The sequence below is a fragment of the Qipengyuania aquimaris genome, from assembly GCF_009827445.1.
Lineage (GTDB): Bacteria > Pseudomonadota > Alphaproteobacteria > Sphingomonadales > Sphingomonadaceae > Qipengyuania > Qipengyuania aquimaris.
Genome location: NZ_WTYI01000001.1, coordinates 2,385,747 through 2,399,472 on the forward strand (window position 1 = coordinate 2,385,747; position 13,726 = coordinate 2,399,472).

The window sequence follows — 13,726 nt, forward strand, 5'->3', positions numbered from 1 at the left end:
AGAATGCACTTGCAAACAAAAGGGTCAAGACTGTTACAGACAGGCTATCCACAAGCTTATCCAGCGAGTCCCGTCACTTGATCGTTTCCCGCTTCGCCCCAAGCCCCAATGGTTCGCTGCATCTGGGCCACGCCTACGCGGCTATCGTGGCGCACGATCTGGTGCGCGAGCGGGGCGGACGTTTCCTGCTGCGGATCGAGGATATCGACGGCGAACGCTCGCGCCACGAACTGGCCGACGAATTCCGCGCCGACCTCGAATGGCTGGGGCTGGAATGGGAAGAAGTGCCCGCGCAATCGACCCGGCTGGCGAGTTATGAAGAGACCGCGCGCGAGCTGCTGCATCGCGGCCTGCTTTACCCGTGCACCTGCACGCGTGCCGATATCCAGGCGGCCGAGCCGCGTTTCGGGCCGGAGGGCGCGATCTATCCCGGCACCTGCAAGGGCCGCCTGCTCGATCCCGAAAAGCCTGCCGCGCTGCGGCTGGACGTGGACCGCGCGATGGCCGAAGTGGGTGAGATTTTCTGGGAGGACGAGCTTGCCGGTCTCATCATGGCCGACCCGCGCCCCTTCGGCGATGTCGTACTGGTGAGGAAGGACGCACCCGCCAGCTACCATCTTGCCATGACGCTCGACGATGCGGCGGACGGGGTGACACTGGTCACACGCGGGCAGGACCTGTTTGCCCTCACCCATGTGCACCGGGTGCTGCAGGCGCTGCTCGACCTGCCGGTGCCCGACTGGCACCACCATCCGATCCTGGTCGACGAGACCGGGCAGAAGCTGGCCAAGCGGCGCGGATCGCCGAGCCTCGCCGATCGCCGCCTTGCGGGCGAGGACGGGCGGGAACTTGCCGACGCGCTGCGCGCTGAAGAGTTTCCAACTGGAATTTCGCTCGTCAGTACCTAGGTAGGGCCCATGAACACTGTCTTCGTCATCCTCATCCTCGCGGCCATGATCATGGTCGTCGTGTCCCTCGTTCGCGGCGTGGTGGCCTTCCTCCAATCGACCAAGATCGATCTGCAGAGCGGCGAGCAGGTGGATGCCACCGACATGCAGCTGAAGCAGAACAAGGCGATGATGGCACGCGTCAAATGGCAGGCGGTGGCCATCGTGATCATGGCGATCATGCTCGCCGTCGCCGCCTGATCCGGCCAGGCGGGCTCAGGGGTGGTCAAGCTCAACAAGATCTACACGCGGACCGGCGATGACGGTTCTACCGGCCTCGTCGACGGTTCACGTGTGGCGAAGCACGCTCCGCGCATGGATGCGATCGGGGTGGTGGACGAAGCGAACAGCGCGCTCGGCCATGCCGCCATCGCATTGACCGATAGCGAGCACGCACAGGCCCTGTTTCGCATCCAGAACGACATGTTCGATCTCGGCGCCGACCTTGCGACGCCTGCCGACGACGGTGACGACTTTGCGCCGTCCGAAATGGTCCTGCGGATCGTCGCGGCGCAAGTGGCGTGGCTGGAAGATGCGATCGACGCGGCGAACGAGCATCTCGAGCCGCTGACCAGTTTCATCCTGCCGGGCGGAAGCGAGGCTGCTTCGCGCCTTCACGTGGCACGTGCGGCGGTGCGCCGGGCAGAGCGCGCCTGCGTCGAACTGTCCTCCAATGAACCCGTCAATCCGCAGGCGCTGGCCTATATCAACCGGCTCTCCGACTATCTCTTTGTGCTTGCCCGCGTGGCCAATTCCAACGGCGCGGACGATGTGAAGTGGGTTCCCGGCGCAAATCGCTGAAGCCGCGCTAGCCAGCGGCGTTCCTTCTCGCTAGTGCATCGCCTTTGCTGCATCTGCGAAGGGAAAATCACGTGAGCAAGACGATCGCCATCATCGGTGCGGGCCAGATGGGCTCGGGCATTGCGCAGACCATTGCGCAGCACGGTATGCAGGTGCTGCTCGCCGACGTGAACCTGGACGTGGCAGAGGCTGCCGTCGGCAAGATCGACAAGGCTCTCGGCAAGCTGGTCGGGCGCGGCAAGATCGAAATCGCGGATGCCGAAGCGACCATGAGCCGCATTACGCCGGTCGGCGACTATGCGCGCATGGACGAAGCCGAGATGATCATCGAGGCCGCGACCGAGAAGGAAGAGATCAAGCAGGCGATCTTCGAAAAAGCGGGCCAGAAACTGCGCGCGGACGCGATCATGGCGTCGAACACCAGCTCGATCCCGATCACGCGCATGGCGAACTACTCACCCGATCCGGCGCGTTTCATCGGCCTGCATTTCTTCAATCCCGTCCCCGTCATGGGCCTGATCGAAGTCATCCCCGGCCTCGCCACGAGCGAAGAAACCACCGCGCGCACCCGCAGCTTCGCCGAAGCGCTGGGCAAGGAAGTGGTGCTCAGCCAGGACGAACCGGGTTTCGTCGTCAACCGCATCCTCTTGCCGATGATCAATGAAGCGATCTTTGTTCTCGGCCAGTCGACTGCGGGTATCGAGGACATCGACAAGGGCTGCCGTCTCGGTTTGAACCACCCGATGGGTCCGCTGCAGCTGGCCGATTTCGTCGGTCTCGACACCTGTCTCGACATCCTGATGGTACTTTATCGCACCACGCGCGACAGCAAGTATCGTCCTGCCCCGCTGCTGGTGAAATATGTCGAAGCAGGCTGGCTCGGCCGCAAGACCGGTCGCGGCTTCTACGACTATTCGGGCGAGGCCCCGGTCCCCACGCGCTAGGAACTTCCCAGCCTCGCCGCCCGTTGGTTGTGCAAAGGAGAATTTGCATGACCGATACCAAGCCGGAGAGCCAGGAAATGCGCCAGTCGGACCTCGCGCCCGAAACGCATAACGACGAACAGGACGATCACCGCAGCCAGGCCCAGGAAGTGGCAGAACAGGCGCGCCAGGTGACCACGCAAACCACCTCGCCGACCGAAAGCGCAAAAGACGACAACAAGTCGGGCCTGATGGGTGATTCCACGCAGGACACCATCGATCACATGCGCGACATGGAAAGCTCGGGCCGGATCGACATGGACGCCTATCGCGGGGAGCCGAACCACGACGACAATGTCGATAAATACGGCAAGGGTCACAACCCCGACGGGCTGCAGGGCGACGGCAGCTAACCCGTCAGATCGCCGTCATTGAGAATCCACAGGCCCGCGACCAATATCGCGGAGCCTGTGGCGACGGCATAGGCCATTACCTTGAAATTTGGCGTGCTGATCGCCTCAAACTCGTGCGGATCGAGCCGTGCGAGCGTTTTGCATGCGCGCCGTTCCGCCGTGACGGCGAGCCACGCGCCGCCCACGATGAACATCGTCGCGATAGCCTTGGCTAGCCAGGGCGGCTGGAATTCCCCGAACACGGCGCGGAAACCCAGCCCGATTCCAATCGCTGCGAATGCAGTGCGCATCCACCCCGCAAAAGTCCGTTCCATCGCCATGATGTTGCGGTCTTCGGCAAGGTCCGTGCGGAACTCCGCCCACTCGGTGCTCTTGTCGGTGCCTTTGGGGGGATCGTCCTGTGCCATTCAAGATTAGCGAATGGGGACGGCGCAGGTTCCCCGGAGCCTCAGCCGACGGGTTCGGTCGATACCAGCGGTTCGGTGTCGTTGATCAACCAGCTGTTGTCTTGCGGCGACGGCTCCATCGGCGCATTCAGCGTTCCCGCCTGAGCATACCAATCGTCGAGCGCAGGATCCTGGCGAACTTGCGGACGCGGGGCCGAAGCTCGCTGCTGCGTCGGTGCAGATGTCTGGGCGGCCGCCGGCGGTTGCGCCTGGTCATTGGTCTGTTCTGCAATTTGCTGGAGCATGCCTGGATCGTCTTCCCGCCCGACCATCAATACGACGGACAGCAGGAACAGCCCGATCATGACGAGCTTTTTGCGCTGTTTGGTAAAGACGCTGGTTTCCATGGGCAGCAACTATAGCGCTGCCCCGGTTAAACCTTTCTTTCCGCCGCTTTTGCCTTCAATTCGTACAGTTTTTCAAGGGCTTCGCGCGGGCTGAGCGCGTCGACGTCGATGGCATCGATCAGTGCGCCGAGGCCATCGTCCTGCTCTTCGGCCGCTTCCACGCTCGCCGCAAACAGGGGCAGGTCGCCAAGCCCTGCGGCAAGTCCGCCCGTTTCTGCGCGGCCCTTTTCCAGCTTGTCGAGCACGGTCTTTGCCCGCTTGATGACGGGGGCGGGGACGCCCGCCAGTTTCGCGACGGACAGGCCGTAGCTGCGATCCGCCGCGCCCTTTGCGAGTTCGTGGAGCAGGACGAGGTCGCCCTTCCATTCGCGCGCGCGAACGTGATGAAGGCTGAGTGCGTCGCAGGTATCGGCGAGGCGCGAAAGCTCGTGATAGTGCGTTGCGAAAAGGCAGCGGCAGGCGAGATGTTCGTGCACTGCCTCGACCACCGCCCATGCCAGAGCCATCCCGTCGTAGGTCGACGTGCCGCGCCCGACCTCGTCGAGGATGACGAAGCTTCGATCCGTCGCTTGGGAAAGGATCGCAGCGGTCTCGACCATTTCGACCATGAAGGTGGAACGACCGCGCGCCAAGTTGTCGCTCGCGCCGACGCGGCTGAACAGCCTGTCGGCAAGGCCGATCTTTGCAGAAGTCGCGGGGACGAAACTGCCCGCCTGTGCCAGCAACATGATAAGTGCGTTCTGCCGCAGGAAGGTCGATTTACCGCCCATGTTCGGGCCACCGATCAGCCATAATCGGTCGTCCGGCCCCAGCGAGCAGTCATTGGCGACGAAGCGTTCGCCTGCCTTCGCCAGCGCCTGCTCCACTACCGGATGCCGCCCGCCGGTCACTTCGAGGCAGGGCTCGTCCAGCATTTCGGGCCGCGACCAATCGCCTTCGACGGCGCGTTCGGCCAGCGCGGCGGACACGTCGATCCGAGCGAGCGCCGCAGCGGTCGCGGCGATGGCTTCGCGGTCGGTGCACACTTCGCCCACCAGCTGTTCGAAATGCGATTCTTCGGCGGCGATTGCGTGGGCGCCAGCTTCCGCGATGCGGCTAGCTTCCTCGTGCAGGCCGACCGAGTTGAAACGGACCGCGCCGGCCATCGTCTGGCGATGCGCAAAGCCGCTGTCGGGCGCCATCAGCTTGTCGCCGTGCTTTGCGGGCACTTCGATGAAATAGCCGAGCACCTTGTTGTGCTTGATCTTGAGCGAGGCGGTCTCGGTCTCTTCGCGGTACTTCGCTTCCAGCGCTGCAATCGCGCGCCGGGCATTGCCGCTGGTTTCGCGCAGCGCATCGAGCGCGTGGTCGTACCCTTCGGCGATAAAACCGCCCTGGCTTCGTTCCGTCGGCGGGGACGCGACAAGCGCGCGCGAAAAATGGTCGACCAGCGCGCCATGTCCGCCGAGCGCGCCGAGCATCCGGTCGAACAGCGGGGGCAGGTCCGCGCTTTGCGAAAGCATGTCGCGCACGCGGCGCGCCTCGGACAGGCCGTCGCGGATCTGGCCGAGATCGCGCGGGCTGCCGCGACCGGCGACGATGCGGCCCAGCGCGCGCCCTATGTCGGGTGCCTGCCGCAGGATTGCGCGCAGGTCCGCCCGCAGCAGCGGGTCGGCGTGGAAGTGATGGACGGCGGCGAGCCGCTCCTCGACCGCGCCGAGATCGGCCAGCGGTGCGGACAGGTCTTCGGCCAGTTGCCGCGCGCCTGCTCCGGTGGCGCAGCGATCGATACAGGCGATGAGGCTGCCGTCGCGCCCGCCATTCTGCGCGGCGAGAATTTCGAGGCTGGTCCGCGTCGCCGCATCCATCGCCATGTGCGCGCCCGATCCGCGCGCGACCGGCGGCAGCAGGAACGGCAGCTGGCCGCGCCCGGCATGGTCGAGATAGGCGATCAACCCACCGGCTGCCGCCAGCATGGGTCGCGTGAAGGTGCCGAGGCCGTCCAGCGTCGCGACGCCGTGGATTTGCTTGAGGCGAGCCTCGCCGTCTTCGCTGCGGAAGTCTGCGCGGGGCCGGGCGATCACCTCGTCGGTGTCGCCGTGCCAGTCGTCCGGAGCGACAATTTCGCTCGCCCCGAGTCGCGCAAGGGCTGCATCGAGCCTGTCGGGCGCGCATTCTTCCAGTTCCATGCGGCCGGTCGAAATGTCGCAGGAAGCGAGCCCGACTGCGTCGCGCACCGGGGCGATCGCGACCAGCAGGTTCGCGCGCCGCGGTTCCAGCAGCGCCTCTTCGGTCAGCGTGCCGGCAGTGACGAACCGCACGATGTCGCGCGCGACCAGCGTCTTTGACACTGGCTTGCCTTCGCGCTTAGCGCGTTCCTTCGCCTCGTCGGGGGTTTCCGTCTGCTCTGCAATGGCGACCCGGCACCCGCCCTTGATCAGGCGTGCAAGGTAGCCTTCCGCCGCATGGACCGGCACACCGCACATCGGCACCGGCTCCCCGCCATGTTCGCCGCGGCTGGTCAGCGCGATGTCGAGGACGCCTGCCGCGATCCGGGCATCGTCGAAGAACAGCTCGAAGAAATCGCCCATGCGATAGAACAAGAGCGCGTCGCCCGCTTCGCGTTTGAGCGCGAGGTATTGTTCCATCATCGGGGTGGGTTTGCCGGACATCCCCTACGCCGTAGCGGGGCGGCGCGCGATTCGGGAAGCGGTGCAAAGCGTCTTTCCCCCTATGACTTGTGACCAAATGCCCTTAGGGCGAGGGCAATAACCGACACAGGGACATTCATGGCCGACGAAAAACCGACCGCATTCACCACGCGCGAGGCGCTGTTCTATCACGAGACGATCCGTCCCGGTAAGATCGAGATCATTGCGTCGAAGCCCATGGCCAGCCAGCGCGATCTCAGCCTGGCCTATTCGCCGGGCGTGGCCGCTCCGGTCGAAGCGATCGCGGCAAACCCGCAGGATGCGGCGAAGTATACCGCGCGTTCCAACCTCGTCGCTGTGATTTCCAACGGCACGGCCATCCTCGGCCTCGGCAATCTAGGCGCGCTTGCGTCCAAGCCGGTGATGGAAGGCAAGGCGGTCCTGTTCAAACGCTTTGCCGACGTGGATTCGATCGACATCGAACTCGACACGGAAGACCCCGACAAGTTCATCGAGGCGGTCGCGCTGATGGAGCCGACGTTCGGCGGCATCAATCTTGAAGACATCGCCGCGCCGGAATGCTTCATCATCGAGCAGGCCCTGCGCGAACGGATGAACATCCCCGTCATGCACGACGACCAGCACGGCACCGCAATCATCGCGGCCGCTGGCCTCATCAACGCCTGCCATTTGAGCGGACGCGAGCTGAAGGACTGCAAGATGGTGGTCAATGGCGCAGGCGCCTCCGCGCTCGCCTGCACCGCGCTCATCAAGGCCATCGGCATCCCGCACGAAAACGTGATCGTATGCGATCGGTCCGGCCCGATCACTCCGGGTCGCGAGGGCGTCGACCAGTGGAAGAGCGCCCATGCGGTCGCGACTTCGGCAACCAGCCTGGAAGAAGCTCTCGACGGCGCGGACATCTTCCTCGGCCTGTCGGCCGCCGGTGCGCTGAAGCCGGAATGGGTGGAAAAGATGGCCCCCAAGCCGATCATCTTCGCCATGGCCAACCCGGTCCCGGAAATCATGCCCGAGGATGCCAAGGCGGTCCGCCCCGATGCGATCATCGCCACCGGACGCAGCGACTATCCCAACCAGGTCAATAATGTCCTCGGCTTCCCCTTCATCTTCCGCGGCGCGCTCGACGTACAGGCGACCGCGATCAACGAGGAAATGAAGGTCGCAGCCGCGCACGCGATTGCAGAACTCGCCCGCGAACGCGTGCCGGAAGAAGTCGCCGCCGCTTATGGCGTGACGCACCAGTTCGGCGAGGAATACATCATTCCCGCCCCCTTCGATCCGCGCCTCATGGAAGTCGTCTCCAGTGCAGTGGCACAGGCGGCGATGGATTCCGGCGTCGCCCAGGCCCCGATCGAGGACATGGACGAATACCGCCACAAGCTGAAAGCGCGCCTCAACCCGACCACGGCTGCGCTCACCAACATCTACGACCTTGCCAAGGCCAATCCCAAGCGCATGGTCTTTGCCGAAGCGGAAGAGGAAGTGGCCCTGCGCGCCGCGATCCAGTTCCGCGATTTCGGTTACGGAGAGCCTATCCTCGTGGGCCGGACCGACAAGGTCCGCGAAAAGCTGGTCGAGCTGGCGGTGGAGGATCCCGACGACTGGATCATCGAGAATTCCAAGGTGTCGGACAAGGTCCCGGCCATGGTGGACTATCTCTACAAGCGCCTGCAACGCCGCGGCTATACCCAGCGCGACGTCGCCCGCATGGTCAACCAGGAACGCAACGTCTTCGCCGCCCTGCTGGTGGCGCTGGGGCACGGTGACGGAATGATTTCCGGCCTCACCCGGACCTTCGCCCAGACCGCTCGCGAAGTGGGCAGGGTGCTGGATGAAAAGCCCGGCGCGGTGCCCTTCGGCATTCACATGATGATCGGCAAGAACCACACGACCTTCCTTGCCGACACCACCATCAACGAACGCCCATCGGCAGAGCAGCTGGCGCATATCGCGCGCGAGACCGCCGCGGTTGCGCGCCGCATGGGCCACGAGCCGCGCGTCGGCTTCATGTCCTATTCCACCTTCGGCAATCCTTCGGGCCAGTGGCTCGGCAATATCCGCGATGCGGTGGCGATCCTCGATGCTGACGATACGGTGAATTTCGAATACGAAGGCGAGATGGCGCCCGACGCCGCGCTCAACCCCAAGGTGATGGAGCTTTATCCCTTCAACCGCCTGTCGGGTCCTGCCAACGTGCTCATCATGCCCGGCCTGCAATCGGCGAACCTTTCGGCCAAGCTGCTGCGCGAACTGGGTGGGGAGACGACCGTCGGCCCGATGATGATCGGCATGGAAAAGCCGGTCCAGATCGCGCCCATGACGGCCATCGCGCCCGATATCCTGACGCTGGCGGTGCTGGCGAGCGCGGGCGTGCTGGGCTGATCCGGTGATCGCTTCGCAGCGGCACCTGTTCTCGATTCCCGAGGACGTCCACTATCTCAACTGCGCCTACATGGCGCCGCTGTCGCACGCGGTCAGCGCGGCGATGGTGGAGGGTGCCCGGCTGAAGGAGCAGCCGTGGACTTTCTTCCCGCAGGATTTTTTCTCGCTGGTCGAAACCTTCCGCGAAAAGGCAGGGCGGCTGGTAGGAACATCGCCCGACAATCTCGCCGTGGTTCCCTCGGTAAGTTACGGGCTAGCGGTCGCGGCGGCCAACCTGTCCTTGGGCGAGGGACGGCGCGTGGTGACGCTGGGCGAACAGTTCCCGTCCAACGTCTATCCCTGGCAGGAACTGGCCCAGCGCGAAGGCGGGGAAGTGATAGCGGTCCGGCGCGAGGCAGAGGCCTGCTGGACCGCAGCCGTGCTGGACGCGATCGACGCGGATACCGCCATCGTGGCCCTGCCGCATTGCCACTGGGCTGACGGGCGCGTGGTCGACCTGGTCACCGTGGGCGAAAAATGCCGCAATGTCGGCGCAGCACTGGTCCTCGACCTGACGCAATCGCTGGGCGCGATGCCGGTCGATTTCGATGCCGTGAAGCCCGATTTCGCGGTGGCGGCCTGCTACAAATGGCTGATGGGGCCCTATGGTATCGGCATTCTCTACGTCGATCCGAAGCATCACGGCGCACGGCCGATCGAGCAGAACTGGATCAATCGCGCCGGATCGCAGGATTTTACCCGTCTCGTCGACTATCGGAGCGACTACCAGCCGGGAGCGCGGCGGTTCGACATGGGCGAGAAATCCAACGCCCCCTCGATGATGGGGGCGGGCGCCGCGCTCGATTTCCTCTTGGATCACAGCGTCGGGCAGATTGCTGAAACCTTGGCTTACAAGACCACGCGCCTTGCCGAAAAGGCAGCGGAACTGGGCCTTACCTCCGCCCCTGTCGGAAAACGTGCACCGCATTTCCTATCCCTCGAATTTCCCGACGGCCTGCCGGACGGCCTCACCGAAAAGCTGGGCGAAGCGAAGGTCTTCGTTTCCGCGCGCGGCCAGTCGCTGAGAGTGACGCCGCACCTCTACAATACCGAGGCCGACGAAGAGGCGCTGCTGGCAACCTTGCACAAGGTCCTCGGCTAGCTGCGAGCACCGTTCGTCGAGCGATCTGCAATCCTGACTCTGCGGTTCACGCGCGCGCAAGCCGCGCGGCGACAGGGGGCGCAGCAACAGGGTTCGCAGAACAAGGAAATTCCCATGAAGAAGATATTCGCAATGGCTGCGCTTGGCGCAGGCATGATCGCCGCCCCGTCCGTTGCGCAGGCGCAGAACGCTGCTCCCGGCGGCCTGCACATCGGCGTGATCGGCGGCTATGAAGGCCTCGACGTGGACGCCGAAGACGGCAGCGCGACGGCCAGCGCCGACAATGCCGTCTACGGCATCACTGCCGGTTACGACCTTTCGCTCGGCAGCGCGTTCGTAGGCGTTGAAGGCGAACTTTCGACCAGCGATGGCACGACCAGCTTCCCCGACAGCTTCGGCGGTGCGCGCGAGGGCCTGGAAACGAACGGCCAGTATTACATCGGCGCGCGTGCCGGTTTCGCCGTGACGCCGGGCATCACCGCTTACGGCAAGGCCGGCTACACCGCGCTCGACACCACCGCCTTCACCGAAAGCGGATCGCTGTCCGATCTCGATGAAAACGCCGACGGTTTCCGCTTCGGCGGCGGCCTGCAGGTCCAGCTTCCCGGACCGTTCGAGGCACGCGTCGAATATCGCCGCTCCAACTACAACAACCTGGCCGATATCGATCAGGGCGATGCAACGACCGACCAGGTCGTCGCCGGGCTCGGCGTACGCTTCTAAGCCTTAATAGGGCAGGTCCTTGCCGGTGTAGTCGACATAGCGGAAGCCGCTCTTCCCCGCGGCCCCTTCGACCACATCGGCAAGGCCTTTCACGCTTTCATCGACGGTGATCTTGGCATTGGGGCCGCCCATGTCGGTCTGGACCCAGCCCGGATGCAGCGCGAGCGTGGCAATGCCGCGCGGACCCGCGTCCTGCTCCGAAACGCCCTTGGCCAGCATGTTGAGCGCCGCCTTGCTGGTGCGGTAGAGTTCGAAGCCGCCCGAGCTGTCCTCTATCGAACCCATGAGCGAGGTCATGAAGGCGAGCGTGCCGCCGTCCGCAATGTGCGGCAGCACGGTCTTGGCGAGATGCACCGGGCCGAAGGCGTTGGTCATCATCACTTCGGCCACCTCGTCCGCAGTCGCTTCGACGGCCGACTGGTGTTTCGCGCCGGTGATCCCGGCATTCACGATCACAGCATCGACCTTGGTATCGAAGCCTTCGAAGGTTTCGGGCTTGGTCACGTCCATCGTCTCGATGCGCACGTCGTCGAGCTTGTGAAGTTCGTCGCTGGTGGAGCGTTCGGTCGCGATGACGTCCCAGCCGCGGCTCTTGAATTCCTTGGCGAGGCCGAGGCCGATGCCGCGCGATGCGCCGACGATGAGGATTGTCTTGCTCATTTCGATTATCCTTTTGCCGGATAGACCAGCGTTTTCAGGTTCATGAATTCATGCAGGCCGTGGTGCGACAATTCGCGCCCGAAGCCCGATTTCTTGATGCCGCCGAAGGGTGCTTCGATCTTGGAGCCATTGACGGCGTTGAAGGTCGTCATGCCCGCCTCGATGTGGTTGGCGAATATCTCGCGCTCCTCGTCGTCATTGGTCCAGACCGCCGAGCCGAGGCCGAAGGGTATGGCGTTGGCGATAGTGATCGCCTCCTCAATGTCCTTCGCCTTGTAGATCTGGCCGACAGGGCCGAAGATTTCGTCGGTCCCGGTCTCGCTGGCGAGCGGGACGTCGGTCAGCAATCCGGCGGTCATCCATGCGCCGTCGCGGTCCAGCTTCTCGCCCCCGAACAGGAGGGAGCAGCCTTCATCCTTCGCCTTGGCGACCTGGTCGAGCACGGTATCGCGCTGACCCTCGCTCGAGAGCGGGCCGAGCTCGGTATCGTCATCCATCGGATCGCCGAGCTTCACGTCCTTGAGCGCGGCGATGAATTTTTCGGCGAAGGCATCGTGGATGTCGGCATGGACGATGGTGCGCTTGCCGCAGATACAGGACTGGCCGTTGTTTTGGATGCGCGCGAAGACCGCGTCCTCGACCGCCTGGTCGAGATCGGCCGAGGGCATGACTATGAAGGGATCGCTGCCGCCCAGTTCCAGCACGACCTTTTTCAGGTGCTTGCCCGCCTGCTGCGCAACCGCGCTGCCGGCGCCTTCGCTTCCGGTCAGTGTGGCGGCGACAATGCGGGTGTCGGCAATCACGTTGCCGATCGGGTCGGAGGAGACGCACAGGTTCTGGAACAAGCCTTCCGGCCCGCCTGCCTCGAGGACCAGCTTTTCCATTCGGTGCGCCACGCCTTGCACGATACTGGCGTGTTTCAGCACGCCGACATTGCCCGCAAGGATGGTCGGGGCAAGGAAACGCACGACCTGCCAGAAGGGGAAGTTCCACGGCATCACCGCGAGCACAGGGCCTTGCGGCAGCCAGCGCCCCTCGGCACGTCCGCCATCGGACAGGTCCCAGAATTCCGATTCCAGCATCGGCGGACCGGCCTCGGCGAAATAGTGGAACAGTCTGGCGCACTTCTCTACTTCGCCGCGCGCCTGCGTGATCGGCTTGCCCATCTCGGTGACAGCGAGGCGGGCCAGCTCTTCCTTGTTGCTTTCGTAAAGGTCGCCGAGGGCGGCAAGCAGTTCCACCCGCCGCTCGATCGGGCTGGTGCGCCATTCGCGGTAAGTGCGCGTCGCCGCCTCCAGCTTCGCGTCGATGCCGTTATCGTCGAGCGTTTCGTAAGTGGCGATGGTTTCGCCGGTGGCGGGATTGGTCGTGGTAATCAAGCGGGCGCTCCTTTGGGCGTATACCCGTTCAATCGCCGCGCCCTGCCATGCGTTCCGCGCTTATTTGCGGCGGAAGCGGAAGTACCAGACCTCGTGGCCGTAGGTGTTGCGCGCCTTGTGTTCGTAACGGGTCTCGCACCAGCCCGAGGGGCGGTTTTCCCAACTCTGGCGTCCGTCGACAAGCCATTCGAATTCATCGGTAAAGCGGCGCATGACCATCAGCGCATGACGCAAATAGACCGGGTGATCGGTGCCGAAGCGGAATTCGCCGCCGGGCTTCAGCTTGTCCGCGATCATGCGGACCGGCCCGTCGTTCATCATTCGGCGCTTGGCGTGCTTATTCTTGGGCCAGGGATCGGGATGGAGGAGGTAAAGCATGGTGAGGCCGCCATCGGGCACCCGTGCCAGGGCCTCCAGCGCATCGCCGTGCTGGATGCGGACATTGGCAAGGCCACCGTCGCGGATATGGGTCAGCGCCTGCGCCACGCCATTGAGGAAGGGCTCGGCCCCGATGAACCCGTGGTCCGGCAGCAGGTCGGCGCGATAGGCCAGATGCTCGCCCGCGCCGAAGCCGATCTCGAAATGCAGCGGGCGGTCGAAACCGAACAGGCGTTCGGCCGTGACGGGGCCTTCGGTGGGCACTGCGATCTGGGGCAGCAGCTTTTCGACCAGTTCCTGCTGGGCGGCGCGCAGGGGCTTGCCCTGGCTGCGGCCGTACAGCCGGTTGAGCGTGGTCGGATCGCCTTCCTTGAATGCTGACATGGGGCGCGGCGCTAAGCCGATTGCGGCCGACTTGTCCAGAGGCTGGCGAGGGCTTGCCGCTTGTAGCGGGCGCGAAACGAGGGCTAGGCGTGGAAACGAAATGGCCCACACTGCCTCCCATCAAACGCGCGGCTTGCGCATTGCGGTGCTC

The 13,726-nt window shown here is 64.4% G+C and carries 14 protein-coding genes; 8 read left to right on the plus strand and 6 right to left on the minus strand.

Annotated features, from left to right (window positions below):
- The first annotated feature begins 77 nt into the window (after positions 1-77).
- The 5 genes from gluQRS (at position 78) to GRI34_RS11785 (ending at position 3,084) form a co-directional block, all read left to right on the plus strand.
- Positions 78-908 (plus strand): tRNA glutamyl-Q(34) synthetase GluQRS, encoded by an 831-nt coding sequence (gene gluQRS, locus GRI34_RS11765; protein ID WP_160596084.1) that lies wholly within the window; start codon positions 78-80, stop codon positions 906-908.
- Positions 909-917: 9 nt separating this feature from the next.
- Entirely contained in the window at positions 918-1,148 is a 231-nt protein-coding gene (locus GRI34_RS11770; RefSeq protein WP_160596085.1) for an HIG1 domain-containing protein, read from the plus strand.
- A gap of 21 nt (positions 1,149-1,169) precedes the next feature.
- Positions 1,170-1,748: a cob(I)yrinic acid a,c-diamide adenosyltransferase gene (locus GRI34_RS11775; protein WP_160596086.1), complete on the plus strand. Its 579-nt coding sequence runs from the start codon at positions 1,170-1,172 to the stop codon at positions 1,746-1,748.
- Between the two features lie 71 nt (positions 1,749-1,819).
- Positions 1,820-2,692: a 3-hydroxyacyl-CoA dehydrogenase NAD-binding domain-containing protein gene (locus GRI34_RS11780; protein WP_160596087.1), complete on the plus strand. Its 873-nt coding sequence runs from the start codon at positions 1,820-1,822 to the stop codon at positions 2,690-2,692.
- A 47-nt stretch (positions 2,693-2,739) separates the two neighbouring features.
- Positions 2,740-3,084 (plus strand): hypothetical protein, encoded by a 345-nt coding sequence (locus GRI34_RS11785; RefSeq protein ID WP_160596088.1) that lies wholly within the window; start codon positions 2,740-2,742, stop codon positions 3,082-3,084.
- Here GRI34_RS11785 and GRI34_RS11790 read toward each other — a convergent pair.
- The 3 genes from GRI34_RS11790 to mutS are packed head-to-tail and all read right to left on the minus strand — an operon-like array spanning position 3,081 to position 6,528.
- Positions 3,081-3,491 carry a YidH family protein gene (locus GRI34_RS11790; protein WP_160596089.1) on the minus strand — a complete coding sequence of 137 codons (411 nt, stop codon included), beginning with the start codon at positions 3,489-3,491 and terminating at the stop codon, positions 3,081-3,083. The two genes, GRI34_RS11785 and GRI34_RS11790, sit on opposite strands and share 4 nt — an antisense overlap.
- Positions 3,492-3,532: 41 nt before the next feature.
- A complete protein-coding gene (locus tag GRI34_RS11795) occupies positions 3,533-3,877 on the minus strand; it encodes a hypothetical protein (RefSeq protein WP_160596090.1) in 345 nt (114 codons plus the stop codon).
- Positions 3,878-3,903: 26 nt separating this feature from the next.
- The gene (mutS, locus tag GRI34_RS11800) at positions 3,904-6,528 is read right to left on the minus strand and encodes a DNA mismatch repair protein MutS (protein WP_160596091.1); all 2,625 of its coding nucleotides are present in this window, start codon (positions 6,526-6,528) and stop codon (positions 3,904-3,906) included.
- A 117-nt stretch (positions 6,529-6,645) separates the two neighbouring features.
- On the opposite strand from mutS, the gene GRI34_RS11805 reads away from it, so the two are divergent.
- From GRI34_RS11805 to GRI34_RS11815, 3 genes are all read left to right on the plus strand, one after another.
- Positions 6,646-8,910, plus strand: a complete 2,265-nt coding sequence (locus GRI34_RS11805; RefSeq protein WP_160596092.1) for an NADP-dependent malic enzyme — start codon at positions 6,646-6,648, stop codon at positions 8,908-8,910.
- A 4-nt stretch (positions 8,911-8,914) separates the two neighbouring features.
- Positions 8,915-10,051 (plus strand): aminotransferase class V-fold PLP-dependent enzyme, encoded by a 1,137-nt coding sequence (locus tag GRI34_RS11810; protein WP_325065218.1) that lies wholly within the window; start codon positions 8,915-8,917, stop codon positions 10,049-10,051.
- A gap of 114 nt (positions 10,052-10,165) precedes the next feature.
- Complete coding sequence (locus GRI34_RS11815; protein ID WP_160596093.1) at positions 10,166-10,774, plus strand: outer membrane protein; 609 nt, start codon at positions 10,166-10,168, stop codon at positions 10,772-10,774.
- 3 nt (positions 10,775-10,777) lie between these two features.
- Here GRI34_RS11815 and GRI34_RS11820 read toward each other — a convergent pair whose 3' ends face one another.
- The 3 genes from GRI34_RS11820 to trmB are packed head-to-tail and all read right to left on the minus strand — an operon-like array spanning position 10,778 to position 13,575.
- Complete coding sequence (locus GRI34_RS11820; protein WP_160596094.1) at positions 10,778-11,434, minus strand: SDR family NAD(P)-dependent oxidoreductase; 657 nt, start codon at positions 11,432-11,434, stop codon at positions 10,778-10,780.
- Positions 11,435-11,439: 5 nt separating this feature from the next.
- On the minus strand, positions 11,440-12,813 hold the full coding sequence (locus GRI34_RS11825) for an NAD-dependent succinate-semialdehyde dehydrogenase (RefSeq protein ID WP_160596095.1): 1,374 nt from the start codon (positions 12,811-12,813) through the stop codon (positions 11,440-11,442).
- Positions 12,814-12,873: 60 nt separating this feature from the next.
- Positions 12,874-13,575, minus strand: coding sequence for a tRNA (guanine(46)-N(7))-methyltransferase TrmB (gene trmB, locus GRI34_RS11830; RefSeq protein ID WP_160596096.1), 702 nt, complete (start codon positions 13,573-13,575; stop codon positions 12,874-12,876).
- Between the last annotated feature and the right edge of the window lie 151 nt (positions 13,576-13,726).

Excerpts from the sequence above, each read along its gene's own strand:
- GRI34_RS11770 (WP_160596085.1), top strand. The coding sequence starts at position 918 with ATGAACACTGTCTTCGTCATCCTCATCCTCGCGGCCATGATCATGGTC.
- GRI34_RS11785 (WP_160596088.1), top strand. The coding sequence starts at position 2,740 with ATGACCGATACCAAGCCGGAGAGCCAGGAAATGCGCCAGTCGGACCTC.
- GRI34_RS11805 (WP_160596092.1), top strand. The coding sequence starts at position 6,646 with ATGGCCGACGAAAAACCGACCGCATTCACCACGCGCGAGGCGCTGTTC.
- GRI34_RS11820 (WP_160596094.1), bottom strand. The coding sequence starts at position 11,434 with ATGAGCAAGACAATCCTCATCGTCGGCGCATCGCGCGGCATCGGCCTC.
- GRI34_RS11790 (WP_160596089.1), bottom strand. The coding sequence starts at position 3,491 with ATGGCACAGGACGATCCCCCCAAAGGCACCGACAAGAGCACCGAGTGG.
- GRI34_RS11815 (WP_160596093.1), top strand. The coding sequence starts at position 10,166 with ATGAAGAAGATATTCGCAATGGCTGCGCTTGGCGCAGGCATGATCGCC.
- trmB (WP_160596096.1), bottom strand. The coding sequence starts at position 13,575 with ATGTCAGCATTCAAGGAAGGCGATCCGACCACGCTCAACCGGCTGTAC.
- mutS (WP_160596091.1), bottom strand. The coding sequence starts at position 6,528 with ATGTCCGGCAAACCCACCCCGATGATGGAACAATACCTCGCGCTCAAA.
- GRI34_RS11795 (WP_160596090.1), bottom strand. The coding sequence starts at position 3,877 with ATGGAAACCAGCGTCTTTACCAAACAGCGCAAAAAGCTCGTCATGATC.